Source organism: Roseibium hamelinense (genome assembly GCF_007830545.1).
GTDB classification, from domain to species: domain Bacteria; phylum Pseudomonadota; class Alphaproteobacteria; order Rhizobiales; family Stappiaceae; genus Roseibium; species Roseibium hamelinense.
The window spans coordinates 230,424-254,939 of sequence record NZ_VLLF01000008.1 but is presented as its reverse complement, the minus strand read 5'-3'; the positions used below and the strand labels follow the sequence as shown (position 1 = coordinate 254,939).

The window sequence follows — 24,516 nt, the reverse complement described above, 5'->3', positions numbered from 1 at the left end:
GGTGAAAAACCGAAGATGAAATCCAAACTGCCGTAGTCGAAGCATCCCGCTTGCGGCAAAAAAGAACTGTTGGGAGAACCGCATGTCCTCTGAACCGGATCGCAAGTATCGCTCGTCGGCCTGGTTTAACAATCACGACAATCCGGGCATGACCGCGCTCTACATTGAACGCTATCTCAACTACGGTATCACCCGGGATGAGCTGCAGTCCGGCAAGCCAATCATTGGCATTGCGCAAACCGGCTCGGACCTTTCTCCGTGCAATCGCCACCACATAGAACTTGCAAAACGTGTGCGCGAAGGCATTCGAGACGCAGGCGGTATTTGCTTCGAGTTTCCGGTTCACCCGATCCAAGAGACCGGAAAGCGGCCGACTGCGGGACTCGACCGCAATCTTGCCTATCTCGGATTGGTCGAGCTGCTATATGGCTATCCGATTGACGGCGTGGTGCTCACAATTGGCTGTGACAAAACCACACCGGCCTGCCTGATGGCCGCGGCAACGGTCAATATCCCGGCAATTGCCCTGTCCGTCGGGCCGATGCTCAACGGATGGCATAAAGGCGAGCGCACAGGATCGGGCACAATTGTCTGGAAGGCCCGCCAAATGCTCGCGGCAGGCGAAATCGACTATGAAGGTTTCATGGAGCTGGTGGCCTCGTCGGCCCCATCGGTTGGCTATTGCAATACGATGGGCACGGCGACAACCATGAATTCACTGGCGGAGGGCCTTGGAATGCAGCTTCCCGGATCCGCTGCAATACCTGCACCTTATCGAGAAAGAGGTCAGATCTCCTACGAGACTGGAAGACGCATCGTCGAGATGGTTGAACAGGACCTCAAGCCGTCTGACATCATGACCCGCGAGTCTTTCGAAAATGCAATCGTTCTGAATTCGGCCATCGGCGGGTCAACCAATGCGCCTATCCATCTCAACGCAATTGCGCGACATCTTGGAATAGCGCTCGACAATGACGATTGGCAGCAAATCGGTCATGATATTTCTTTGCTGGTCAACTTGCAGCCGGCGGGCGACTATCTCGGCGAGGACTATTATCATGCCGGCGGCGTCCCGGCCGTTGTTGCCGAACTGATAAGGGCCGGTAAATTACCGCATCCCGGCGCTCTCACGGCCAATGGCCGATCAATCGGTGAGAACTGCGCGGACCGGCAGATCGCACTGCCGGACGTAATCAAAACCTATGGCTCTCCACTGAAGGAAAAGGCCGGCTTTTTGAACCTCAAGGGCAATCTTTTTGACAGCGCCATCATGAAAACCAGCGTTATCTCGGATGAGTTCAGAAACAGGTATCTGTCCGATCCGAACGACCCCGATGCCTTCGAAGGCAGGGCAGTGGTGTTTGATGGACCAGAACACTATCACGACAATATCGACAATCCGGATCTTGAAATCGATGAACATTGCCTGTTGTTCATTCGTGGCGCAGGGCCGATCGGGTATCCCGGTGCGGCTGAAGTGGTGAACATGCAACCTCCGGCAGCGCTGATCAAACGAGGCATTCATGCGTTACCTTGCATCGGCGATGGCCGGCAATCCGGCACTTCCGGCTCTCCGTCAATACTGAACGCCTCGCCCGAAGCGGCAGCCATGGGCGGACTTGCCTTGCTACGGACCGGAGATCGCGTCCGGATTGATTTGAACAAAGGGACAGCCAACATCCTCATTTCGGAGGACGAACTCCTGGCCCGGCGTGAAGAACTGGTTGCGCGCGGAGGCTACAATTATGTGGATAGCCAGACGCCCTGGCAGGAAATTCAGCGGTCAATCGTTGGTCAATATGATCGCGGAATGATCCTAGAACCCGCCGAAAAATACCAGGACATCGCTCATACACGCGGGATTCCACGGGACAATCACTAAGGCCCAGCAATGCAAACAAATTTCTGCACCGACCAATTATACTTGACGATTACGTAAGCGGCATGCTTCAAACACGGGAACGGGGCTGATCGCCTCACATTTAGGGAGAACACAATGTCCTTGGAACAACTTACAGAAAGTGTCCGCGAAAAAGTATCCGGCGGCGGCATTGATGAAAGCGTCAAATTCGATCTCGGCGACACTGGGAAGATTTTCATTCAGGGCTCAAACGTCTCCAACGAGGACGCGGACGCCGACTGCACGATTACGATGTCAGCAGAGGACATGAGCGACATGCTCTCGGGAGACCTGAACCCGACGGCTGCGTTCATGGGCGGAAAGATGAAAGTCGATGGCGACATGAGTGTCGCAATGAAGCTTGGCAGCATCGTGTAAGCATCACACTTGATGATTTTTATTGAAGCGCCGGTGAATCGATCGGCGCTTTTTTCACGTCTGTGTTCAAGTGACGGAGTATCGTTTTGTCTGAGATCTGGGCATCATGGAACAAATGATCAAATGCCTGGGAGGTAAGGATGATCTCGATAGACATGCGCAGAGAGCGCTTCAAGGCATTGCACGCCGAAAAGCGTGCGTTTTTGATGCCCAATCCCTTCGACGCCGGAACCACACGCATTCTGGAAGGCCTGCAGTTCGAAGCCCTAGCAACCACGAGCGCAGGCCACGCTTTTAGCATCGGATGTAAAGACGCGGAGGGTTGGATCAGTCGGGATATTGCTCTGGCGCACGCCGAAGACATCGTGGCAGCGACCAACCTCCCGGTAAATGGTGACCTCGAAAATGGCTTCGGTGATACGCCTGACGCTGTAGTGGAGACTGTCCAGGGCGCCATCAATGTGGGACTGTCCGGTTGTTCAATTGAAGACTACACAACTGACCCAAAGCAGCCCTACTACGAGCTCGACCTTGCGGTCGAGAGGATCAAGGCAGCGGTCGACCTGAAAAACCGAAAGGCCCCGGATTTTGTTTTAACAGCGCGGAGCGAAGGTTCGGTTCATTCAGATCACGATCTTCAGGAGACGATCAGGCGGCTCAAGGCTTTCAAAAACGCCGGCGCAGATTGCATCTACGCCCCCGAACTCTATGAAAAATCCAAAATTGAGGCCGTGTTACATGCCATCGACGCGCCGATAAATATCCTGGCCGGCCGGAAGAATTTTCATATGACGCGCAAAGAACTGGCTGACATGGGCGTTGCCAGGGTTTCGATCGGTTCAGGACTGGCCCGTGTGGCCTACGGTGCTTTTATAGCCGCTGCCGAAGACATGAAGGATGGCGGGTCATTCGGATGCTTCGACCGGGCAGCCGGATTTTCGGAGTTTGACCCTTTCCTCAAATCACGCCCCTGATTTTTTGGCCCGTCAATAGTAAGGCTCAACGTGGGCGGTCTCCGATGTAAGTTGCACGCGGCCGGATCTGCGCATTGGTCTCATACTGTTCCAAAGCATGCGCAATCCAACCGACCATCCTGCCCGTGCAAAACAGCACTTTTCCGGCATCTTGAGGAAAATTAAATGTACGCTGCGCAGAAGCGAGCGCGAAATCAATGTTCGGAGACAATCCAAACAAGGCTTGGCCTTGGGCACGCAATTCCGGAATCACCTCCAAAAACGGGCTATCACGGCCAAATGCCATGATCATATCTAAAAGGCAGTCCGCGCGAGGATCTCCGGATTTGTAAATCTGGTGACCAAAGCCGGGCAGACCATCACCCCGGGTCAAACGGGCTGTCAATACGCGCTCAACATCCTTTGGATCTTTGACCTCCCACAACCAGCCACTGACCCGGTCGGACGAAGCCCCATGACGTGGACCCATGAACGCCCCCAGGCCCGATAGCAGAGCAGCATGCAATGGCGCTCGGGTCGACGCTGCACAGCGCGTCGCGAACGTACTTGTGTTGAATTCATGATCGGCAGACAGGACAAGCGCGGCCCGCAATACGTTTTTTGCGTTGGCTGGCGCTTGCCACGCATTGGCTATTTGCGTGTGGATGGGATCGGAAGAAACTGGGCGCATAAGCAACGCGCCGAGCCCGTAACGCACAAGAGCAGCACCTTTTTTTGCAGCAAGGTTTGTGAGAGTGTGTATGCGGCCTTGTCTTGGCTTGGCCAATTGGCCAGCGCCGCCATTAACCGGTCAAGCACACCGATTGTTGCCGGTGACGACTCCGGGTCATTGGGGCAATTTGCGTCAAACGGGTCATCTTCCGATCTCCAGAGGAGCGTCGCAACGCTCTCAAGGCTCGACGTTCGGGCAAGCTCCGTTGCCAGCTGCCCACGGTAATGCGGCCCTTTTTCGGTGATAAGGGTCAGCCGCGTCTCCAAAACACCCGCGCCCGTCAATGGCCTTGGGTCCGCAAGATCTCCAACTTCCCTGCGCTCCTGCAAGCGGCGGACATCGGCCGCGAAGTATTTTTTTTGTTTGCCTGGCCCGGGTTCTGAGCGGATCAGACCCCTGCTCACATAGGCGTACAGTGTTGCCGGCTGCACGCCGAGTTCCGTGGCTGCCTCTTTGGCAGAGAGAAAAACCGGTGTTGTCATTCGACTATTCGTATGGATCAACATTGATCGATGCAATGAGGCCCATTCCTTATCACTTGACCTGGCCTCCACTGGCTCGTGCGATTGATATAGATACCAAGTATTTTCAAACAATTTGCTTTAGTGTTTTTTCAGTTTTATGTATTTAAGGTGGTGTTCTCCGTTAGGCACGTGCATGCCTTTTGAAAGGACATCATAATTTTGAATCAACCGGCCCATGAAACAAAAGATACCGCGCTTGGGTCGGTTCTCATTATCGACAATGAGCAGGCAGACCGTGCCCGGTACTGTGAAATTCTTGCAAATTACAAAGACATATTTACGGAAATCATTGAAGCTTCCGGCGCGCGCGAGGCTCTTGAATTAATTGCTCTGCACGAACCGATTTGCTGTTTGCTCGAATACGAGCTCGATGATGGAAAGGCGTTAAATTTCCTAAAAACCCTGAAAAGCCAATTCGCACACCAGACCCCCGCGGTCATTGCAATTTCGAAGCATGACACCGTCGACGTCGCGAAAGAGATGCTAAAAGCTGGCGCGCAGGACTATCTGCTTAAAAGCGAAATAACTGCCAGAACACTGTTACGCACGATCCAATATGCGATCGAAACCGTCCAACTACAGCAACAAATGCTGGCTTTGGCCCATAATGACCCTTTGACCGGGCTGCTAAACCGCGGCTTGTTTATGGACAGGCTGACCCATACAGTTCTGTCAGCGCAGCGATATGGGCAGGAATGCGCCTTGCTCTATATCGACATTGATCATTTTAAGGAAATCAATGACCGTTATGGTCACGAAGTCGGCGACGCGGTTCTGAGAACCTACGCGACGCGCTTGCAGTCGACATGCCGGAAAACCGATCATTGCGGCCGACTCGGTGGTGATGAGCTGGTGGTGCTTTTGCCGCAAATCACGCAACATGATGCTTTAAAAGTCGCGGGAATTGTCCTCAAAATGCTCAAAGAGCCGATTGAAATCGATGGCCTTCAGATTGATGCGGCGCCTTCGATTGGACTTGCCCATTGCCCCACCACCACAACGGATCCGGAAGAACTTCTCCGCCAGGCAGATGACGCATTATACCAAGCAAAAAAAGACGGCAAATCAAAGTTCAGGCACTACACCAATAGCTATCAAGAAGCCTTCGACCGGGCGTCGGAGCTTAAATCCGAGCTTCCGGAAGCTATCGGCCGCGGTGAACTGTCGCTGAGTTACCAGAAAATTCTGCGAACATGCGACAGCAGCTTGCGCGGAGTTGAGGCCCTGTGCCGCTGGCCTCACACAAAGTATGATATCGGAACCGACGAAATCATTCAGTGGGTTCGCGATCTTCGCGTGGAAGCCGGCTTCAATGCCTGGCTGTTCGAGCGAGCCGTGGCAGAATTCGCTCATATCAACCCGAAAGAAACCGCGCGAAACGTCGCTGACTGCACCTTGACGGTCAATGTGTCGCTGACCAAGGCGAACGGTAGTTCGATCATTGATCAGATTTCCGAATACGTTGAACGAATGTCAATCGCACCTCAACAGATTGAGCTTGATCTGAGCGAGAACGATTTGGCGCGCCTGCCTGATCGCGGCCGGGATTTCGTGCACCGGCTATCTGCTACCGGCTTCATCACTGCTCTGGACAATTTCGGGCAGGGAAAATTTGTCTTATCCGACCTCCTGGACCTCCCGATTGATGTGCTGAAAATCCAACCATTTAAGCGCACGGAAGAGAGGGTATCGGCCGAAAAGGTCAAGTATCTTACCGGCATCTTGAAAATGGCTGAGGCGCTGGAAAAAACCGTACTGGTGAAGGGCATCGAAACACAGAGCCAATGGGAGCTCGTCAAAACGCTCGGGGTCAACTTCGGCCAAGGGTACTTTTTGGGAAAGCCGGAGGAAATGACGAGCGCCCGTGTGATCGATCTACAGCAGGCCGGATAGCACAATCAACATGGGATCATTGATCCTCCTATTGTCGGCACCTAAGCGGCATCTACATCGCGGTTTGACGTGTTTGCGATATCAATCGTGAGCGTTGTCCCTAAATTCTCAAAGCTTGATACCGAGCACTGCCAGCCCATTAATGAGATGGCGGGCTGGAGCGCTGTCTTCAGGTCCTCTCGGAATTGCGCTTGTCCGCTATTGCTTTCCTTGTCTGCCGCTTCAACCAAAGGGGCTGTAAACACCGGCACATCAGCAACCGTAATTCGAGTTCGGTAGGCTTCCTGCCTACTTCGAACCGCGATTTTACGGGGAAACTCGGATTTGGATGCCTGCAATATCCCAGAGATGCCAATGACAAACACGTGGTTGATCACCCGCGAGTCTCCAATAATTTTTGGCACTTTCAGGTCGGACACCAGTTCGACGTTCTGGTCTGCTAACCGGTCAGCAAAAAACTCCGTCACATGGGCAAGGGCGGTACCCAGATCAGTTTGGCTTGACATGCCTGCACTATCCTCGATCGAGGTATCATAGACAGAACGATCAAGTGCAGTTCGTGCCTCGCCAATAATCCGGCGCAAACGCACCTTGGCGTATGCAGCTTCTTCGTTGTTTTGTTCCAACATCGCCTGCTCGAACACTTCCGCAAAGCCAATCATTTTGCGGAGGTCGCATCCAATAAGTCTCCTCTGATGCCTGTTCAGGTCCCCAATAACCTTTGACAACCACTCGACTTCCTGACGCATTTCTACCAAGCACAGTTCGGCATGTTGTAGATCCGCAGTGAGGCGAACGTTCAAATCCTGTTGTCTTTCAAGTGCAACTGCGGCTTTAAGATAGGGTCCTTCATACCGATCCGGCAAGACCGGAGCCGACACGGTGCCACTTTGTGACAGATGGTTAGAAAACAAGGTACAGAGCAATGCCAACGCCAGCGACATTGCTGCCGCCGATGCCGAAGCCACGACCCGCAAGGATGAAACATCGTGCCAGAGAGACAAAAACCCCGCTGCATAATTTATCGCCAGCGCAAATAAGAAACTGGCCAACATAAAGAAAAGATAAGAGTTCGCCTGCTGGGCCGCTTTTTTGCCGGCGATAATCAGTACGAGGCTGATGAGCAAACATGCGGAAGCAACAAGGAGATCGCTCAGGCCATCGAATGCGAAAGGCAATTGTTGCCAAGTCGCGCTCGACTGTAATGCCCCTATCGCATGCTGGTTTGTTGTGCCGTCCATCAGCTCGTCTCTAAATTGCCGTTTTTAAGTTCCCAATTTCGTTCCACCCGCCAAAATTGTTTGAAACAGCTTTTCCAGCTCTCGGACACCCGCCGGTTTGGTAAAAACATGATCTGCGCCCAACGCACGGGCGACTTGGTGTTCTCGTTCTTGGCCGCTCGTCAGCACAACCAGAGGCAGGTCGCGGGTTTCTCCCTGACATTTGATGGCCGACAAAAGGTTGATACTGTCCGCAGCCTCCACATCGGTGTCGACGCACACGCAATAAGGACGAATGCCTCTTGCCAGCAACGTCTTGAGATCACTCAACGCGCTCAGACCAGAATGAATACTGACGACCTCTATGGTGACTTGGGCTGTGCTATCCAGCCGCGCAAGCGCGCGCTTCATCAAGAACACATCGTCATCATCTTCATCGATCAACACGACCGTCAGGACTTTCTGTGGCGTCATTGAAAGCTTGGCACCTGTCACGTTAAAGCCTCGAAATATTAAACGCCGCACCTGCAACCTTTGATCCACAATAGTGCGTCGACTCAATTATTCGAGCGTTAATTTTCGTATTTATTCTCCAGATATTTCCAATTATCAGTATTATCGCATTTACAAATTTGGTTTTCAGAATAATTCATTGATATATATTTCACTATTTTTGAATATTACATTTTTCGTAAATTTTTATACGTAAGACCGTTTGACTTTCTGTATTGCTCACCGTTTCCGTAATTTCACCGGATTTTTAGGAAACGGTAGACAAAGAAAAATCATTACAGGCAATCTGACGTGAGCACCAAAACGCGAGATTCCAATTTACTTTCAATAATGTGCGCCGTGTTTGCTGTTCTTTGGGCTGGCGGTTTTGCATTCCAGCCCGCCCGAATGCCGAGCGATCACGTCACCAAAGCCCTCACTGACTTGGAACGACAAGTTGGGCAGACAATTGTCATCGGCTTCAATGGACAGAGTGTGCATGACGCAAGTGTGCGCACCATTTCCGATCAGCTTCACAACGGAACGATTGGCGGCGTGATCCTGCTCGGCAGAAACATTCAATCACCGGCACAGGTGCATCAACTCGTTGGTGATCTCACCAATCACGTTGATCCAACACCTTTCATTTCGGTCGACCAAGAAGGCGGTGCTGTTCAGCGCCTTCAGCCGCGGAAAGGATTTCCAAGATGGCCGTCCGCTGCCGAGTTTGCCGAGAACACTGGCGGGTGCGCCGGATCTAATGCGCAGGAACAGTATGCCACACTTGCTCGAGGCCTCCGCGCCCTCGGGATCAATCTCAACTTCGGACCAGTGGTTGATCTAAACATTAACCTGGATAATCCGATCATCGGCCATCTTGGCCGGAGCTACTCTGACAAGTCCGAAACCGTGTCACGTTGTGGAGGTATGTTTATATCTGCACACCATGCAGTCAACATTCTAACAAGCCTGAAACACTTCCCTGGCCACGGCAGCTCGAAACAGGACAGTCACACCGTGTTGCCAGACATCACCGACGTCTGGCAACCGGAAGAACTTGTCCCATTTCAACAGCTCGCGCAGACAAGGCACGCCGACATGATCATGATGGCGCATCTCGTTCACCCGGATTTCTCAGACGCACCTGGAACGCCCGCATCAATGTCCCGGAAAGCAACACGCCAGGCACGCGCCATTGCCGGCCAGACCACTATTCTGATTACCGACGATCTGGAAATGGATGCGATTTCCAGCCGTATGACGGTTGAACAGGCCGCCATAGCGGCAATAGCTGCCGGAAATGACATGATCATCGCATCGAGTTACGGACGGAATGACCCCAATCTTGGACGGCGTATCAATCAGGCTATTGTCCGCGCGGTAATGTCGGGCAGAATCCCCAAAGACCAAATCCATCGTTCTTATGAGCGTATTCGTGCTGCAAAAGCACGGCTAACCAACGGTTCTACGCCATCATCGGTGACGCCCAGCGAGCCTAACGCTTGAAGTCAGGCTGTTCTGCTTCAACCCGTCGCTTCCAATAATCGAAATGTGCATGCCCCATGCCGTTGTAAGGCTCCCATTCGGCAGCTGTATTGGCAGCCAAGTTGTCTGACATGACGGCCAATGGCTGGCCGGTTGCGTAAGCCTTCAGGAGCGTTTCAGCGGCGCGCTCGAAAAAATACAGATGCTCAAACGCTTCGGGAATGTTGGCCGCAGCCACGGATACACCGTGATTCCCCATGATCAGGATAGGCTTGTTGCCTAGCGTTTCGGCAATCCGCCGCCCTTCTTCGGCTTCATCCGCCATTCCGCCAAATCCCAAGTCGACCGCCACTTTTCCGTAAAAGCGGGCTGTGTTGAGATCTATAGGCTTCAAGGACGGGTCTTGAAGCGTGGCGAGCGCCGTGGCGTTTGGCGGGTGGCAGTGAAACAGTACACGAGCAGCAGGGTTTACCCGGTGAACGGTCCCGTGGATACACCACGCCGACGGATCAGGCGCATCCGGCACATCCATCCCTTGTTCGTTATGCGCATCCAGTAGCAGCAAATTGCTCGCGCAAACCTCCGAAAAGTGCCGCCACTTCGGGTTCATGAGGAACTTTGACCCATCCTCTGAGACAGCTGCGCTAAAATGATTTCCGACGGATTCATGCCAGCCAAATATAACTGCAATTCTGAACGCGGCTGCCAAATCCTCACGCAGAGCCTGCTCATCCGTCCCAGTCTTGTCAGGTGAAAGTTCGCTCACAGCATTCACTGGAATCTCCCGGTTCCGGCCAAAACGCGATAGGTCGAGCGCATTTCGCCCCGGTCTATATAACACCCGCGCAGATGGCGCTCTCCGCTGGTCGCCGAATAGGCCGCCCGGCCATGAACGATGCGATGATTGTCAAATACGATGCACTCTCCCGCGTTCAAACGGAAGCGCATCATGTATTTCTTATCACGCATCATCCGTCCAAACCGGCAGAACGCAGGGTAGTACCTGTCGAGCAGTCTTTGCGGCAAATCCGAGACATCGGAATGATGCTGGCTTATCGTTACGCCGGAAATATTTCCGGATTCGTCGAGTTCGATCACCCGCTGCCGGGCCCGCATGTCGAACGTGTCATGCTCGCAATAATAGGGGATATCTGTCTCAACTAAGAGTTTGAAATCATCGGGATAGAGCGCGCGGAAATCCTCAGCAACCGCGAGGCCATCGACGAACAGACTGTCCCCCCCTTCGACCGAATTGGCCCGGCAATGAAGGAACTGAACGCCCGGTGCGAAGTCCTCTGACGGCAAATCCGTATGCAGAGGCAATGCCTTTGACGTAAACGCAAGATTGGTCGGTTTGATGTGTGTCTTCACCTCAAACGAATGACCAAAATAGCTCGGCCGGACATGCCCAAGCATGCGCGCTGTTTCAAACAGGGCCTCATCTGTGTCGGGAAGCCCAGTCAGAAGCGCTACACCGTCGGTGAGCATCGCATGAACCCATGCTTTGAGCGCCTGCTGATCCGCTGTCAATTCGGCGTTGGAGATCCGTGTCAGGTTTGAATAGTGGTCGGAGTACCAGGGTGTCTTGACCAGATTCGCGGTGTCCTCCCTCTGACCGGGGGTTGCATATTCCTGAAGAAAGGCCAGCGGCATACGGGTGACATGATCCGTGCCCTGCCAGACAATTTCCAAATGCCCACCGGTGATCACCGCAGACTGCGCTTTTGGCCCAGTGTCTAACCCAAAAACATCAAAAACACGCTCACGCGTTTCGAAATCGAAGGACGTTGGGCAATTATCCCGAAGCCAATAGTAATTGAAGTAGGCCGACATGCCGTCCGGCATCGGCACCTCCAAGCCGGTTTCCGTCATCAACACGCCGTCTTCGCCAGTCCCGAGCATCGCTCAAGTTCCTTATGTTAATAACGGGCCCGGAGTAAGTGCAACATCGGCACTCTGCCCAGACCCGCCTTCAAGGCAGATATTTATCTGAAGAATGAGCTTGCTTCACACATCTGAAAAGGCGATAAAAACCGAACTTAAATTAATCGATAGCTTAAGTTACAGATATGTACCGTTTGCCACCGCTTCGGCTTCTCGGGGTCTTTGAGACCGTGCATCGTGCAGGCGGTGTCAAACAAGCTGCGAAGGAGCTCAACGTCTCCCAACCAGCGGTAAGCCAGGCGCTTCGCCAGCTTGAAGAACACATTGGCGCGCAGCTTCTGAACCGAGCCACACGTCCTGCAAGCCTGACGGAGGCCGGTGACATCCTCCTCAAGGCCGTCACCGACAATCTGGAACGCCTAACTGCGGCGCTTGAGGACATTCGAACACTGACAAGCGAAGACAGTTCATCCGTCACACTCGCTTGCACAATTGGCTTTGCAACATATTGGCTTATGCCTCGATTGGAGGCCTTTTACCTCGATCATCCCGACATTGCTGTCAACGTGCAGACCACTCAGCAAGAGGTTCCCGTTCTTGGCGCCGGTACGGACATTGCGCTCCGGTATGGGGATGGCAGGTGGGCAGATGGCACGGTGGCACTGCTTTTCCCGGAGCGCATAGAACCAGTCTGCGCGCCGGCCCTGGCCCAACGGATTGCCCAAAGTACAACCGGCCTTGCATCCGCCTTCCTGATACACGTTGACTTCACCGACCGGCACTGGGTCAACTGGCCGCAATATCTTTCGCGAACCAACCAACACGCTGCGGAATCTGCCAAAGGACTCAGGTTTTCCAATTATGTACAGGCGACCCAAGCGGCCATGTCCGGCCACGGCGTCATGCTCGGGTGGCGCTCAATCACCGGCGACCATGTTGAAAAAAGCCATCTCGTGCACGCCGGCCTTGAACCATTGATCCCGAGGGATGGTTATCATGCAGTTTTGTCACACAGGTGCCGTAACCCCGGGCCCGCAAAGACGGTCGTAGAATGGCTCAAACGCGAGGCTGCACACAGCATAACCACTGTTCAGGCAAACAGTGCCTGAAGCCAGGTGCGGACTCGCTCAACCGCCATTCGGGGCGGGCGGGTATCCCAGTGTTCAATCAAGAAGTGGTCTTGGCCCAAAGGAATGCAGTGGTTCAACGCAATGGCCAGTCGCTCCTGATCCGCCAGCCGCCGCGCAACCCTCTCAAGAATTAGCGCCACTCCTCCGCCCGAAGCCGCGATTTCAATCGCTGCGAGGGTTGTGTCAACTGTGATTTCACCCCGCGCACTGGTGCTGGCAATTCCCAAGTCCTTAAAATATCGCGCCCAGTGGTCTTCGAACCCCAAAATGTGGATCTTTTGACAGTCGGCGAGGTCCTCGGGTGCAGTGATGCTCCTACAAAGGTCTCTGCTGGCGACCGGTAGAATATGGTCCATCCCAAGCGGGTCAGCATGGCATCCAGGCCAACGCCCATGCCCAAGCCTGATATCGATATCAATGTTGGATTCGAGCAGGTTTTCAGCCCATATTGCCGAAACAAGCCGAATGCTCAGCCCTGGCTCTTGCCGAAGCAACGCTGGAATTTCGGGGGACAAGATTAGAGTCGCAGTCGAGATCGGCGCGCGAATGGTCACTGTTTCCTTGCCGCGTCCCCCGAAAAAACCCTCGGTCGACAACGACAGATCATCGAACGCTTGACGCACGGCCGGAAGATAAGCTTTGCCGATTTCTGTCAGTGAGACTTTGCGCGTTGACCGCTCAAACAAAACATAGCCAAGCTCCGCTTCCAGCGAGCGGATATGCGTGCTGATCGCTGCTTGGGTTAGTCCCAATTCCTCTCCCGCCGCCGTAAAACCGCCGTGCCGGCCAACTGCTTCAAAACTGCGCAACCAGAGCAAGTTTGGGAATTTTGACATGCGTCTATTGATAAATTTTTTCGAGTAATGTCCAGTTTTTTATTCGTTTCTCTTTCTACGATAAGCCGCTCACAGTGTTTCGATCGAATTTGAGCAGCACTCGCAATGGAGACGGACATGCGCGTAGGGTTCATCGGGCTTGGAAATGTCGGCGGCAAGCTCGCCGGGAGCATATTGCGCAACGGCTATGAACTGGTCGTACACGATCTGGAAGAAAGCCTCATCCAAGAGTTCACTCGAAAAGGAGCCACTAAAGGGGGCAGTCCGAAAACGATGGCGCAAACGTGCGATGTTGTCATCACATGCCTGCCCAGTCCGGCTGCTTGCGCTGCCGTTGTTGAAGGACCCAATGGTATTTTGGAAGGAATTGGGCCAGGAACAATTTGGGCTGAAATGTCGACCACCGATGCGAACGAGGTCAAGCGTCTCGCCGGTCTTGTAATCGCAAAGGGAGGCGAGGCGATCGAGTGCCCGGTCTCCGGCGGATGCCACCGAGCAGCGACGGGCAACATTTCGATCTTCGCCGGATGCACGCGCCCGACGTTTGATAAGGCCTTACCGTTTCTAACGGTGCTCGGGCGCCGCGTTCTCCATACCGGCGACATCGGTTCGGCATCAATTTTGAAAGTGGTTACAAACTACCTGGCCACCGCGAATCTCGTGTCAGTGGCCGAGGCACTTGTTACATGCAAAGCTGCGGGAATGGATCTGGGAATCTCCTACGAGGCGATCAAAATTTCCTCCGGCACCTCCTTTGTGCATGAGACCGAAAGCCAAGTGATCTTGAACGGCTCCCGCGATATCTCCTTCACAATGGATCTTGTCTCAAAAGACATCGGCCTTTTTCAGGCTATAGCAGAAACCCACGAGGTGCCGCTGGAAGTATCGCCTCTCCTGAACCAGATCTTTAAAGATGGTATCAACCGGTTTGGACCGCGCGAGTTGTCACCCAACATCATCAAACGCCTTGAGGAAGCCACCGGCCTGAAAATTGAAGCCCCGGGCTTTCCAAGTGAGATGCATGACGACGAGCCGGAAGAACCGGGCTATGAGGTCGTTCCAAAAGGGCCGCAAACACTCGCAGCTGAATGACCAGAAAAAACGGACCGATCATGCTTGATAGCCGACAGTTTTACATTAATGGCAGGTGGACCAAACCAGCGGTCCCCAACGATTTCGCAGTTATCAATCCGGCAACCGAAGCGCCTATTGCCGTTGTTTCGCTGGGTTCTCAGGAAGATGTCGACCACGCAGTCGGAGCAGCCAGGGCAGCTTTTGCAACATGGTCCGAAACGTCTCCCGACGAGCGCGCCGCCTTATTGGAGCGGATTCTCACGGTGTATCAACGCCGAAGTGCGGACATGGATGAAGCAATCCGCCTTGAAATGGGCGCACCGAAAAGGTTTGTAAAAGAACAGCAGACGCCTGCAGGAGTTGGTCATCTGGAGGCTACCCTGGAAGCCCTGCGTGCCCACCAATGGGAACGGCCCAGCCCGCGCGGAGGCAGCCTGCTACGCCATGAACCGGTCGGCGTGTGCGGCCTGATTACACCCTGGAACTGGCCGATCAATCAGATCGTCGCCAAAGTGGCTCCGGCACTGGCTGCCGGTTGCACGATGATCCTCAAACCCAGCGAAATAGCGCCGCTTTCCGCGCTATTGTTCGCAGAAATCATCGATGAAGCCGGGTGTCCGGCGGGCGTTTTCAATCACGTCAACGGTGATGGAACTGAGGTCGGATCCGCTTTGTCCAGCCACCCGGACATTGATATGATTTCCTTCACTGGCTCAACACGGGCGGGCACTTCTGTGACCCAGAATGCGGCGCCCACAGTCAAACGCGTGGCTTTGGAGCTCGGCGGAAAGTCACCGAACATACTATTTGCAGATGCGGATCTTGAGACAGCCGTTCGATTTTCGATCGAAAGCTGCTTTTCGAACTCGGGCCAATCTTGTGATGCGCCAACACGGCTGCTTGTCGAGCGATCCGTTTATCAGGATGTGGTGGATTTTGCGACAACCTGCGCCGAAGACACCCAAGTAGGCTCCCCGGAAGAGGATGGCGATCACATCGGCCCCGTTGTCAGCAAGTTGCAATATGACAGGATCCAAGGCCACATCGAAAAAGGCATTGCGGAAGGCGCCAAGCTACTCGCCGGCGGATTGGGCAAGCCCGACGGATTGAGCGCCGGCTATTATGTCAAGCCGACGCTGTTCGCTGACGTGACCAACCAGATGCATGTCGCCCGGGAAGAAATATTCGGCCCGGTCCTGGTGATTATTCTATTCGACAGTGAAGCCGAAGCAATCAATATCGCCAATGATACGCCCTACGGCCTGGCGGCGTATGTTCAAACCGGCGATCCAGATCGCGGGAAACGCGTTGCGAAAAAACTGAGGGCCGGGAGCGTTTACATCAACGGCGCCAGCCCCGATTGGGACGTGCCGTTCGGTGGATACAAACAGTCCGGCAACGGCCGTGAATATGGCGAATTTGGCCTGAACGACTTTCTTGAGTTGAAAGCCATCACCAGCTGAAAAGGACGGCGGAAACAGGAAATGGCAATTATCGATAGTTATGCTGCGATTGATCCGTTATCGTGAGAGCGGATAAAGGGCGCAGCTTTTTTGCGTCCTCATGACCGAACCTTGTTCGGCCGGATAGTGAAAAAAGCCCTATGACTGCACGCACCAACCGTTCGCTTCTCGGCATCAACTTCTTCGCCGGGGACGTGGTTGCCGGCCTTGGCCCCTATCTAGCAATCTACCTTCTGTCTGCATACCATTGGAAACCGGGCGGAATTGGTATGGCGCTGGCAGTCGGCTCAATTGCGACAGTCATCGTACAAACGCCGGCAGGCGCAATTATCGACGCGACGCGCAAAAAAAAGCTGATTCTGGCCATCTGCGCTGTTTTAATCGGTATAAGCTCGGTGGCGATAGTTGCCTCTGACGACCCGGTTTGGCTGGTGTACACCGCCCAGATCGCAATTGGCATTGCCGGCGCATTTTTGGGGCCTGGCATTGCGGCGGTAACCTTGGGGACCGTCGGGCCGGACCGGTTTACGGCGCAAACCAGTGCTAACCAGGCCTGGAACCATACAGGGAACGTGTTTGGCGCGGCAATGGGCGCCGCTGTCGCGGTGATCTGGCTCCCTGACGGTGTCTTTTGGCTGATTGCCGGGATGTCGGTCGGTATGCTCGCGAGCATCCTGATGCTGGACAGCAAGGCCATCGATCATGACCTCGCCCGCGGCGGAGTTTCCGAGGGGGTGACCCGGGGCGAAAGCGCCGAGGGCATCAAGGCCCTGCTGACGGACCGGCGGCTCATCGTATTTGCGATAAGCGTTGTGATTTTCCATTTCGCCAATGCCGCGATGCTTCCGCTCGTAAGCCAAAAACTCGCGCAAGGAGGAAATACCGGTGACGGGATCGCGTTCACCTCCGCCTGTATCATCGCGGCGCAATTTCTCATGATCCCGATGGCGCTGTTATGCGGCGCCAAAGCAGACACCTGGGGCCGCAAGCCGCTGTTTCTCGCCGCGTTCATGATCCTGCCAATCAGAGGTTTTCTTTATACGCTTTCCGACGACAGCTACTATCTGGTCGCGGTTCAGGCCTTGGACGGTATCGCGAACGGCATTTTCGGGATGATCTTTCTGCTGATCCTTGCCGACGTTACCAGGGGCACAGGCCGGTTCAACGCAGCTCAAGGCGCCTTGACGACCTTGATCGGGATTGGCGCCACACTAAGCAATGTCATCGCAGGCTGGGTTTCCCAAGTCGCGGGCTATTCCAGCGGTTTTCTTTTTCTGGCGGGAATTGCGGTTATCGGCGCCTTGATCTTCGCTTTCGCCATGCCTGAAACCGCGCCGGACCTCTTAGACAAAAACAAAGCCGGGGACGCCAACCCTCCTGGCGACGCCTAGGGTGCTGGCCCTAGTTTTTCCGGACTCTTTTCGCAGGACGACGACCTCATGACTTTTAGCCTTGGCGTTTCGATTGTCATTTTTCTATTGATCTCCATTCGCCAATGGCTCCCTGAATGGATTCGGATCTGGCAAATCATGACAGCCGGCGCGGTGATCCTTCTGGTTACAGGGCAGATCGGTCCAACTTCTGCCTTGGATGCCATCGACTGGAACGTCATCGCCTACCTGTTCGGTGTATTTACGATATCCCATGCGCTTTATGATTGCGGTATCGCCCACCGCCTGAGCGACTGGATCTGCAAAGACCGGGACAGCGCCTCCCTGCCGCTGTTTTTGTTTCTGGTGCTTGTCGCGCTCATCTCGGCAGTCCTGACCAACGATGCCGCAGCCGCAATTGGAACGCCGATTGCAATCACAATAGCGGCACGCCTTAAAATTGCCCCGTCGGTGCCCCTGATTGCTCTCTGCGCCATTGTGACGGTCGGCAGCATGACGTCGCCAGTCGGCAATCCGCAAAACATTCTGATCGTCGCAGACGGCCATTTCAGCAACCCTGTCGGCACATTTGCCGCCTGGTTGTTTGTTCCCACTTTGTTGTCTTTGCTGTTTTGTTTCATCTGGTACCGTTTCTGTCTCAGCTGCGCACCTTCGGCTTCCGGAACCACCGAAGTGACGTTGCCGGCCCCTTCCAGCGACCAGTTATGGCCAGCTCTGCTTGCGACCGGCGTTCTTTCTGTACTGGTTATCGCCGACAGCGTTTTGGCGGGTTACTTTCCGCGGTTTGATATTCCGCTTGGGGCGATCAGCGTTCTTTCCTGTCTTCCGGTCTATATCTTCTCGCGGGAACGGATCACGATTTTCAAACAGGTTGACTGGCATACGCTGATCTTTTTTGTTGCCATGTTCATTGTCACAGGGGCAGTGCTACAGTCCGGCGTCCTGCAAAACCTGCTTGGATCCTGGCAGGACCGGCTCAATGAGCCGTTTATCGTTGCGAAAGTCAGTTTCTGGGCCAGCCAGCTGTTCTCAAACGTACCGGTTGTCGAGATTTATCTGAACCTTTTGAAATCCGGGGAAACACAAACGTTCATGCTCCTTGCCGGGATCAGTACGCTCGCCGGAAACCTGTTCATCACAAGCGCCGCAAGCAACGTGATTGTGGTGCAACAAGCTGAAAAACTCGGCGCTAAACCATTTCAATTTTGGCAATTCACAAGACTTGTTATTCCAGTGACGTTTTTTTCCGTTGCCGTTTGTTACGGGTGGGTGGTCTACGTTTATCCTGTTCTGTAAGCCAAAGTTTTGGTCGCCGGAAGACACGCCTCAACGGCAGAAATGAGACGGTATGGCACAACGTGAAAACGGTAAACTCAGCCTGAGTCAGGTGCGCGCTCTGGAAGCGGTTGCCCGGCATGGCAGTTTTTCTGCGGCAGCGAAACAATTGGGTGTATCGCAGCCATCGGTTTCCAATCAGATTCAAGCGATTGAGACCCGCTTCAAAACCCGTTTGCTTTCGAAAAGCGGTCATACGGTTGCGCCAACTCCGGCACTCGAAAGGTTACTTCCAAGAATTCGCTCTGTTTTGGCGCTTTGCGGCGATATCGAGCGCGACCTGACCGAAAAAAAGGCGCTCGCCGGCGGTGAGCTTCGGATCGGTTATTCAACTTACCAGCTGGCCATACCCCGTATCTCGAATTTCATGACCAATTACCCGGATGTTGCCATTGAAGCGCGGGCTATGGCGACACAAGACTTGATGAATTTGCTGGATGACGGCGAACTCGACATCGGCTTCATCACTGCTCGGGAAATTCCAGGACATTTGGCCGGACTTGAACTCGTCAAGACCCGCATAGTTCTCGCCGCACCACCGGAGCACCCACTGGCAAGCCAGGGTCCGCTAAGCTGGAAGCAGGTTGAGGGCATTCCCTTGATCCAGCGTGAGAGCTCGTCCGGAACGCGCAAAATTTTTGACGCGGCCGCGACTATCGCAGGTGTTAAACCGCGCACCGTTCTCGCGCTCGGATCCTGGGGCTCCATTGCGAGCTTGATCCGGTCCGGCGTTGGCCTTGGGGTGGCTATGGAGGCTGAAATCACCGATCGCGACGGGTTCGTGGCCATTGGTGTTGACGATCCGGTTCTCACAGCAACCCACTATGTTGTGTGTCCACGCGACATGACCAAGGTCTCGACAGTCGATGCCTTTTTTTCCTCCCTAGACCTTTCAGGGTAAAAGCGGCCTCAGCCGCTAATTGATAGCCAAAAGCTATAAACAGAGCTTTTTCATCGATCTGTCATACGAAACGCCGTTATAGCGGCGTGACGCATAGATGCCGGTTTACCTGACCTCAGACTTGTGGACCTGCTGATGACAGAGTTCGACTGCACATGACAAAAAACACCTATGATATTGCGGTGGTCGGCGCGGGTATCCTTGGGCTTGCCCACGCTTTGGCGGCGGCAAAACGCAACAAACGCGTGGTCGTCGTCGAGCGCGACGCTGCCGCGAACGGTGCCTCTATACGCAATTTCGGATTTGTAACAGTCACCGGCCAGCAAGCCGGCGATTGCTGGCAAAAAGCATTTGAAAGCCGCAAAATATGGGCGGAAGTAGCCCAAAAGGCGGGAATACCGGTTTTACATCACGGATTAACGGTAGCGGCGCGTCTGCCGGAATCAGATGACGTAATTGATGCCTTTCTCGGAACGGAGATGGGAACGCATTGCAAGCGCTTGACGCCTCGCGAAGCTGCAGAACATGCACCGGCCCTCCGGCAGCAGACCATCTCCTCAGCGCTTTATTCCCCCCTTGAACTTCGCGTGGAATCGCGCGAGGCCCTGCCGCGGATCGCCCGCTGGCTAGAGGACGTGTATGGTGTCGATTTTCTTTGGCAAACCAGCGTAAGCTCGATTAGCGCGCCGCACTTGGAAACCTCGCGTGGCCCGCTCCAAGCCGCAACTGTTGTCGCCTGCCCGGGCGATGACAAGACAACCCTGTTTTCACACCGCATTGCAGACTACAGCGTGACACGCTGCAAGCTACAGATGCTGCGTGTCACGCCAAAAACTCGCCTATCACTCGGCACCGCGGTGATGTCCGACCATGGCCTTGCCCGTTATCTCGGCTATGCAGAATTGCCCGAAGCGCAAAAACTAAAAGCACGACTCGACCGCGACCTGTCGCCTTATCGGGAAAACGGCATTCACCTGATTGTTGTGCAGTCCGCTGACGGCAGCCTTGTTGTTGGAGACAGCCACCACTACGCGGACACACCAGATCCATTTATCGATGGGTCTGTCAACGACCTCATTCTTCAAGAAATGGATGCCGTTCTCGACATCGGCGACTATTCGGTCAGCGAGGCATGGCTTGGCACCTATGCTTCTGCCAGCGGCCGCTGGCGTTTGACCGACAAACCTGACGACGCAACCCGGATCGTCATGGTGACAGCGGGCTGCGGCGCCTCGACTGCTTTCGCCATTGGCGAAGAAACCGTCTCAGAGCTTTTCGGATAGGATAACATGTCAAAATTCAAAGCGGTGGTCTTCGACTGGGCCGGAACCATGATCGATTTCGGCTCCTTTGCGCCGATGGGCGTTTTTGTAAAAGCGTTCGAAAAATTCGGTATTTCGGTTTCGATTGACCAGGCGCGCGCGCCTATGGGCAAGCCCAAGTGGGACCATATCCGGGCAATGATGGATGATCCGAACATCACTCGGCAATGGGCCGAAAAATATGGCAGCCCACCTTCCGACAGGGATGTCGATAAAGTGTACGAAGTATTTGTTCCAATGAATGAAGCGGTCGTCGTCGACTATGCGGACCTTGTTCCGGGGGCCCTTGATACGGTTCATTATCTCAGGAACAAAGATATCAAGATCGGCTCGACGACAGGCTATACGCGCTCGATAATGGAACGGGTTCTGCCGGTTGCCGAGGAGCAAGGCTATGCACCGGACAATCTTGTCTGTGCCGATGACCTACCCGAGGGCCGGCCGGGTCCATTGGGCATGTACAAATGTTTCATAGACCTTGTTGTCTATCCGCCGTCAGCCGTCATCAAAGTCGATGACACAGAGCCTGGAATCGCCGAGGGCGTGGCGGCAGGCTGCCTAACAGTTGGCCTCGCATTGTCCGGGAACTATGCCGGGAAAACACCGGATGAACTCGCTCAACTATCCGTCGACGATGTTGCTGCAATTCGAGCAAAAGCGACCACGGCGCTTCTAGAAGCGGGCGCCGATCATGTTATCGATACGGTGGCTGATCTTCCGGAACTGATTGAAAAACTAGACACGCGATAGCTATCAAACTGCTCGCTACTTTGTAGAATGTTGTTTCAAGCACGACGTTACACGCCCGCTTAGCGGGGATACTGGGTTGGTGAGGCGCTCAATATTTCACGTATCATAGCAAGATCAGTTGGCGTTGCATGTCCCTTGATACCAGATAGTTCCACAGTTGCATGACCCATGGCTGCATAAAGAGCCTGCAAAGACTCCGATTGACTGGCCAGCGCCGCCCAGTGTTTTGATACCGTGGCAGCGTCACCCCGGGCAATCGGACCGGTGAGCGCTTCAGCCGGGCCCAGGTTCAAGCCATTGTCTATTGTTTCATGAAGGATTGGGCCCAGAAGCCGGGATGCCGCGTCGCGGTCGATACCGGCTGCTTCGTAGAGCTGCATGGAAGCTTCTAAAAGAGTGTAAAGGTAGTTGCAGGACACCACCGCCGCTGCGTGATAGAGCGGTTTTCGCTCTCCGTCGATGGCAAAAGGGATAGCGCCCGCGTCCTGAAACCACTTGCTTAACGTGGATACTGCCGCGCCATCGCCTTCGAAACCGCACCATATTCCACTGAGGGTTTGCGGGTCTGATGCCAGGCTTGAAAACGACTTTACAGGATGAACGCTGGCAACATGGATTCCTTTGGATGAAAGCGGCGCCAGAATTGCTGAAGACAGGGCACCCGACAGGTGGAATACAATCCCACCAGGCTGGGGGCAGTCTGGACTGACGGAGAGCTCTTCGGCAAGATCTGCCAAGGCACCGTCGCTTGCGGACAAGAGCGTTATGTCCGCCTGGGTCAACTGCTCTAGCCGGTCGACGGCCTCGCCCCGGATTCCAAACTGCGCCAGACAATCACAAAGCCGTTGCGCCGATGCCGGGGTCCGGCTGACTATCGCGCCAACCGACAAACCTACACCCGCCAAAGCCAACGTCACCGCAGTACCCGCCCGTCCGGCACCAATCACATTAAGGACAGTCATTCATACTCCGTCTTTTTAACTTGGAAGGTCCAAACCCTATCACCTTGATTCCAAATACCTTATATGGACTTCGTCCTAACGGCTCGCCGACAGGGTATTCACATTTCTTGTTGTAACGTAAAAATTGTAGTACACATAAAATCAACTCTGGATTTTGATGATGATTGCGAGATAACCCGACGGCCAATCTGCTTTCTCTGGTGTCACTCCTCTGTTCCCTGCACCTCAAAGCCAAAGGCTTGGCCGATTTGGGCAAAAAAGTTTCGGTTTCCTAGCCCGTTTTGGGCGATGGAACGGCGCTGTGCCCGATGCACCTACCCACCTGCATCGGGCACAGCGTCATTTTCTCAATCGTAGACATTCGTGCCAAAGACTTGCGACATTCGAGCAGCACTTCCCCGTCCATAACGCAAGAGACTTGGCATTCCTTTGCCTCGCCTAAAGTAAGTACTCTTATTCATATCCCTAGCATAAGCCTGTCGCCGCTGACCAAGGCACACGTGACAGGAGTAGAAACTTTCCAAGAACGCAGCACATACATGCTAGCGGTGTTGAAAGATCCCTCACTTCGGCTTGTGCTCGCTTTGTCCGATCGCGTCGATGAAACGCTTTTGTATCATCAACTCCACTGGTTGATCGCGATTGGAAAATTGCCGACTGACAGCGCATCGCGCTTTCAGCTGCTCCGCGTGCCAACGACAGGCGGGCAACCACTTGCGGAAGCAATCTTGGCAAGTCCCGCGGCTTTTTCGCAATTGAGATCCGTCGTATCCCGAGGTCGCGCTTTATTGGACTTTTGGGCAGCAGGGACCGCAGAAAATCATTTGGCAAACCTTCTCGAATGCCGCCACACCGGACAGCCAAAGACAGTCGCTGGCTCGGACTCAAAAGCAACCGCAAAGGCGATCTTCAAAGCAGCGAAGGTCCAAACGCCCGACGATTTTGGATGTATCTCCACAATTCAAGATCTCTTCCGATTATACCATGACCGCTACCCCGATCTGAAAGCCCGCGGTTTTCGGAATTTAATGATCAAGCTCAACCGTGAGGAAGGCGGAACGGGTATAGCGCGGCTAGCATCCGATGGCATCTATCGATCGGAGACAGCATTAAGACAGGCGCTGCATTTTGATACGAAGACGGTTTCACTTTGTGAATTTGAGTCTGCAATGCGGGGGAGCGGAGCACTCGTTGAATGTGAGGTTTCCGGTCGAAACCTGCGATCGCCGAGCGGAACACTGCTGATCTCAGCTAACGGGCATGTTGAGTTGCTTGCAACCCACGACCAAATCGTCGACGGATGCGCCTACACAGGATGCAGATTTCCCGCTGATATCCGCTATCGGCACAATGTGGCTGCGCAGTCGCTCCTAGTTGCCCGGGAATGTGCAAGACGGGGTTGGCGTGGCCCGGTTTCGGTGGACTTTGTCGTGGATGTATCAATAAACACCGAGGAACAGCCGGAACTTTATGCCATTGAGATCAATGCTCGGAAAACGGCAACCTTCCATCCATTTTTATGGACAAAGTTCCTGACGGATAGCCGCTTGGATCCACGGAGAGGTGAACTTATCCGGCATGGCATGAAGTCGGTTTATGAGGCAAGAGAGCATGTGGCGGTTGCAAGTCAATTTGCAAGAGGGCCCAAAGAAGTTATTCGCATGCTCCAACATAGCGGTCTACTGTTTGATGCAACAACCAACACGGGGATGATACCCCACCACCTTGCAGGTGTTAGAGCAACTGGTAAAATTGGTGTAACAGCCGTTGCTAGAACGCATGAACATAGCGCAGCACTTCTCGCTGCGTGTCAGAATGCCCTGCGAACCACCGGTTCGGGTGGCCCACGCAGTACAAGCCGCTCTTTCAAGAAGACGGCTGCCCGGTGAG

22 protein-coding genes are annotated in these 24,516 nt (G+C 54.1%); 14 read left to right on the top strand and 8 right to left on the bottom strand.

Going from position 1 to position 24,516, the window contains the following annotated elements:
- Positions 1-82 precede the first annotated feature (82 nt).
- From JM93_RS16755 to JM93_RS16745, 3 genes are all read left to right on the top strand, one after another.
- Entirely contained in the window at positions 83-1,882 is a 1,800-nt protein-coding gene (locus JM93_RS16755; protein ID WP_145345751.1) for an IlvD/Edd family dehydratase, read from the top strand.
- Between the two features lie 114 nt (positions 1,883-1,996).
- Complete coding sequence (locus JM93_RS16750; RefSeq protein WP_145345749.1) at positions 1,997-2,278, top strand: SCP2 sterol-binding domain-containing protein; 282 nt, start codon at positions 1,997-1,999, stop codon at positions 2,276-2,278.
- Between the two features lie 140 nt (positions 2,279-2,418).
- Entirely contained in the window at positions 2,419-3,252 is an 834-nt protein-coding gene (locus JM93_RS16745; protein WP_145345747.1) for an isocitrate lyase/PEP mutase family protein, read from the top strand.
- Between the two features lie 25 nt (positions 3,253-3,277).
- Here the strand turns inward: JM93_RS16745 and JM93_RS21995 are convergent, their stop codons facing one another.
- Both JM93_RS21995 and JM93_RS21990 read right to left on the bottom strand, forming a co-directional pair.
- Entirely contained in the window at positions 3,278-3,922 is a 645-nt protein-coding gene (locus JM93_RS21995; protein ID WP_208995236.1) for a citrate synthase, read from the bottom strand.
- Positions 3,883-4,446, bottom strand: coding sequence for a helix-turn-helix domain-containing protein (locus tag JM93_RS21990; protein ID WP_208995235.1), 564 nt, complete (start codon positions 4,444-4,446; stop codon positions 3,883-3,885). The genes JM93_RS21995 and JM93_RS21990 overlap by 40 nt, the downstream gene beginning before the upstream one ends.
- Before the next feature lie 201 nt (positions 4,447-4,647).
- On the opposite strand from JM93_RS21990, the gene JM93_RS16735 reads away from it, so the two are divergent.
- Positions 4,648-6,381, top strand: coding sequence for a putative bifunctional diguanylate cyclase/phosphodiesterase (locus JM93_RS16735; RefSeq protein WP_145345745.1), 1,734 nt, complete (start codon positions 4,648-4,650; stop codon positions 6,379-6,381).
- Positions 6,382-6,422: 41 nt separating this feature from the next.
- On the opposite strand, the gene JM93_RS16730 is transcribed toward JM93_RS16735, so the two are convergent.
- Positions 6,423-7,622, bottom strand: coding sequence for a sensor histidine kinase (locus JM93_RS16730; protein WP_145345743.1), 1,200 nt, complete (start codon positions 7,620-7,622; stop codon positions 6,423-6,425).
- A gap of 24 nt (positions 7,623-7,646) precedes the next feature.
- Positions 7,647-8,075 (bottom strand): response regulator, encoded by a 429-nt coding sequence (locus JM93_RS16725; RefSeq protein WP_145345742.1) that lies wholly within the window; start codon positions 8,073-8,075, stop codon positions 7,647-7,649.
- A gap of 426 nt (positions 8,076-8,501) precedes the next feature.
- Between JM93_RS16725 and JM93_RS16720 the strand changes: the two genes are divergently transcribed.
- Positions 8,502-9,599, top strand: coding sequence for a glycoside hydrolase family 3 protein (locus tag JM93_RS16720; protein ID WP_170230708.1), 1,098 nt, complete (start codon positions 8,502-8,504; stop codon positions 9,597-9,599).
- Here JM93_RS16720 and JM93_RS16715 read toward each other — a convergent pair.
- Together JM93_RS16715 and JM93_RS16710 are read right to left on the bottom strand one after the other, a co-directional pair.
- Complete coding sequence (locus tag JM93_RS16715) at positions 9,589-10,353, bottom strand: class II aldolase/adducin family protein (RefSeq protein WP_145345737.1); 765 nt, start codon at positions 10,351-10,353, stop codon at positions 9,589-9,591. The two genes, JM93_RS16720 and JM93_RS16715, sit on opposite strands and share 11 nt — an antisense overlap.
- Positions 10,350-11,480 (bottom strand): TauD/TfdA family dioxygenase, encoded by a 1,131-nt coding sequence (locus tag JM93_RS16710; RefSeq protein ID WP_145345735.1) that lies wholly within the window; start codon positions 11,478-11,480, stop codon positions 10,350-10,352. Before JM93_RS16710 ends, JM93_RS16715 begins: the two co-directional genes overlap by 4 nt.
- A gap of 167 nt (positions 11,481-11,647) precedes the next feature.
- Between JM93_RS16710 and JM93_RS16705 the strand changes: the two genes are divergently transcribed.
- Positions 11,648-12,571: a LysR substrate-binding domain-containing protein gene (locus JM93_RS16705; protein ID WP_145345734.1), complete on the top strand. Its 924-nt coding sequence runs from the start codon at positions 11,648-11,650 to the stop codon at positions 12,569-12,571.
- On the opposite strand, the gene JM93_RS16700 is transcribed toward JM93_RS16705, so the two are convergent.
- A complete protein-coding gene (locus JM93_RS16700) occupies positions 12,553-13,428 on the bottom strand; it encodes a LysR family transcriptional regulator (RefSeq protein WP_145345732.1) in 876 nt (291 codons plus the stop codon). The two genes, JM93_RS16705 and JM93_RS16700, sit on opposite strands and share 19 nt — an antisense overlap.
- 117 nt (positions 13,429-13,545) lie before the next feature.
- On the opposite strand from JM93_RS16700, the gene JM93_RS16695 reads away from it, so the two are divergent.
- The 7 genes from JM93_RS16695 to phnX all read left to right on the top strand — a co-directional run bounded on the left by JM93_RS16695 (position 13,546) and on the right by phnX (position 21,664).
- A complete protein-coding gene (locus JM93_RS16695) occupies positions 13,546-14,520 on the top strand; it encodes an NAD(P)-dependent oxidoreductase (protein WP_145345730.1) in 975 nt (324 codons plus the stop codon).
- A 20-nt stretch (positions 14,521-14,540) separates the two neighbouring features.
- Positions 14,541-15,965, top strand: coding sequence for an aldehyde dehydrogenase family protein (locus JM93_RS16690; protein WP_145345728.1), 1,425 nt, complete (start codon positions 14,541-14,543; stop codon positions 15,963-15,965).
- Positions 15,966-16,105: 140 nt separating this feature from the next.
- Positions 16,106-17,356: an MFS transporter gene (locus JM93_RS16685; protein WP_145345726.1), complete on the top strand. Its 1,251-nt coding sequence runs from the start codon at positions 16,106-16,108 to the stop codon at positions 17,354-17,356.
- Between the two features lie 48 nt (positions 17,357-17,404).
- Complete coding sequence (locus JM93_RS16680) at positions 17,405-18,652, top strand: ArsB/NhaD family transporter (protein WP_145345724.1); 1,248 nt, start codon at positions 17,405-17,407, stop codon at positions 18,650-18,652.
- Positions 18,653-18,704: 52 nt separating this feature from the next.
- Positions 18,705-19,592, top strand: coding sequence for a LysR family transcriptional regulator (locus JM93_RS16675; RefSeq protein ID WP_145345722.1), 888 nt, complete (start codon positions 18,705-18,707; stop codon positions 19,590-19,592).
- Positions 19,593-19,747: 155 nt separating this feature from the next.
- Positions 19,748-20,875 carry a TIGR03364 family FAD-dependent oxidoreductase gene (locus JM93_RS16670; RefSeq protein WP_145345720.1) on the top strand — a complete coding sequence of 376 codons (1,128 nt, stop codon included), beginning with the start codon at positions 19,748-19,750 and terminating at the stop codon, positions 20,873-20,875.
- 6 nt (positions 20,876-20,881) lie between these two features.
- On the top strand, positions 20,882-21,664 hold the full coding sequence (phnX, locus tag JM93_RS16665) for a phosphonoacetaldehyde hydrolase (RefSeq protein WP_145345718.1): 783 nt from the start codon (positions 20,882-20,884) through the stop codon (positions 21,662-21,664).
- A 59-nt stretch (positions 21,665-21,723) separates the two neighbouring features.
- Here the strand turns inward: phnX and JM93_RS16660 are convergent, their stop codons facing one another.
- On the bottom strand, positions 21,724-22,626 hold the full coding sequence (locus JM93_RS16660) for a Rossmann-like and DUF2520 domain-containing protein (RefSeq protein ID WP_145345717.1): 903 nt from the start codon (positions 22,624-22,626) through the stop codon (positions 21,724-21,726).
- Between the two features lie 584 nt (positions 22,627-23,210).
- Here JM93_RS16660 and JM93_RS16655 point away from each other — a divergent pair.
- On the top strand, positions 23,211-24,515 hold the full coding sequence (locus JM93_RS16655) for a peptide ligase PGM1-related protein (protein WP_145345715.1): 1,305 nt from the start codon (positions 23,211-23,213) through the stop codon (positions 24,513-24,515).
- Position 24,516: the final 1 nt, after the last annotated feature.

What these genes read in the sequence shown, in the direction of transcription:
- JM93_RS16695 (WP_145345730.1), top strand. Translation starts at nt 13,546, where the DNA reads ATGCGCGTAGGGTTCATCGGGCTTGGAAATGTCGGCGGCAAGCTCGCC.
- JM93_RS16720 (WP_170230708.1), top strand. Translation starts at nt 8,502, where the DNA reads ATGCCGAGCGATCACGTCACCAAAGCCCTCACTGACTTGGAACGACAA.
- JM93_RS16685 (WP_145345726.1), top strand. Translation starts at nt 16,106, where the DNA reads ATGACTGCACGCACCAACCGTTCGCTTCTCGGCATCAACTTCTTCGCC.
- JM93_RS16660 (WP_145345717.1), bottom strand. Translation starts at nt 22,626, where the DNA reads ATGACTGTCCTTAATGTGATTGGTGCCGGACGGGCGGGTACTGCGGTG.
- phnX (WP_145345718.1), top strand. Translation starts at nt 20,882, where the DNA reads ATGTCAAAATTCAAAGCGGTGGTCTTCGACTGGGCCGGAACCATGATC.
- JM93_RS16755 (WP_145345751.1), top strand. Translation starts at nt 83, where the DNA reads ATGTCCTCTGAACCGGATCGCAAGTATCGCTCGTCGGCCTGGTTTAAC.
- JM93_RS16745 (WP_145345747.1), top strand. Translation starts at nt 2,419, where the DNA reads ATGATCTCGATAGACATGCGCAGAGAGCGCTTCAAGGCATTGCACGCC.
- JM93_RS16730 (WP_145345743.1), bottom strand. Translation starts at nt 7,622, where the DNA reads ATGGACGGCACAACAAACCAGCATGCGATAGGGGCATTACAGTCGAGC.
- JM93_RS16675 (WP_145345722.1), top strand. Translation starts at nt 18,705, where the DNA reads ATGGCACAACGTGAAAACGGTAAACTCAGCCTGAGTCAGGTGCGCGCT.
- JM93_RS16680 (WP_145345724.1), top strand. Translation starts at nt 17,405, where the DNA reads ATGACTTTTAGCCTTGGCGTTTCGATTGTCATTTTTCTATTGATCTCC.
- JM93_RS21990 (WP_208995235.1), bottom strand. Translation starts at nt 4,446, where the DNA reads ATGACAACACCGGTTTTTCTCTCTGCCAAAGAGGCAGCCACGGAACTC.
- JM93_RS21995 (WP_208995236.1), bottom strand. Translation starts at nt 3,922, where the DNA reads ATGCGCCCAGTTTCTTCCGATCCCATCCACACGCAAATAGCCAATGCG.
- JM93_RS16690 (WP_145345728.1), top strand. Translation starts at nt 14,541, where the DNA reads ATGCTTGATAGCCGACAGTTTTACATTAATGGCAGGTGGACCAAACCA.
- JM93_RS16705 (WP_145345734.1), top strand. Translation starts at nt 11,648, where the DNA reads ATGTACCGTTTGCCACCGCTTCGGCTTCTCGGGGTCTTTGAGACCGTG.
- JM93_RS16750 (WP_145345749.1), top strand. Translation starts at nt 1,997, where the DNA reads ATGTCCTTGGAACAACTTACAGAAAGTGTCCGCGAAAAAGTATCCGGC.
- JM93_RS16725 (WP_145345742.1), bottom strand. Translation starts at nt 8,075, where the DNA reads ATGACGCCACAGAAAGTCCTGACGGTCGTGTTGATCGATGAAGATGAT.
- JM93_RS16700 (WP_145345732.1), bottom strand. Translation starts at nt 13,428, where the DNA reads ATGTCAAAATTCCCAAACTTGCTCTGGTTGCGCAGTTTTGAAGCAGTT.
- JM93_RS16710 (WP_145345735.1), bottom strand. Translation starts at nt 11,480, where the DNA reads ATGCTCGGGACTGGCGAAGACGGCGTGTTGATGACGGAAACCGGCTTG.
- JM93_RS16670 (WP_145345720.1), top strand. Translation starts at nt 19,748, where the DNA reads ATGACAAAAAACACCTATGATATTGCGGTGGTCGGCGCGGGTATCCTT.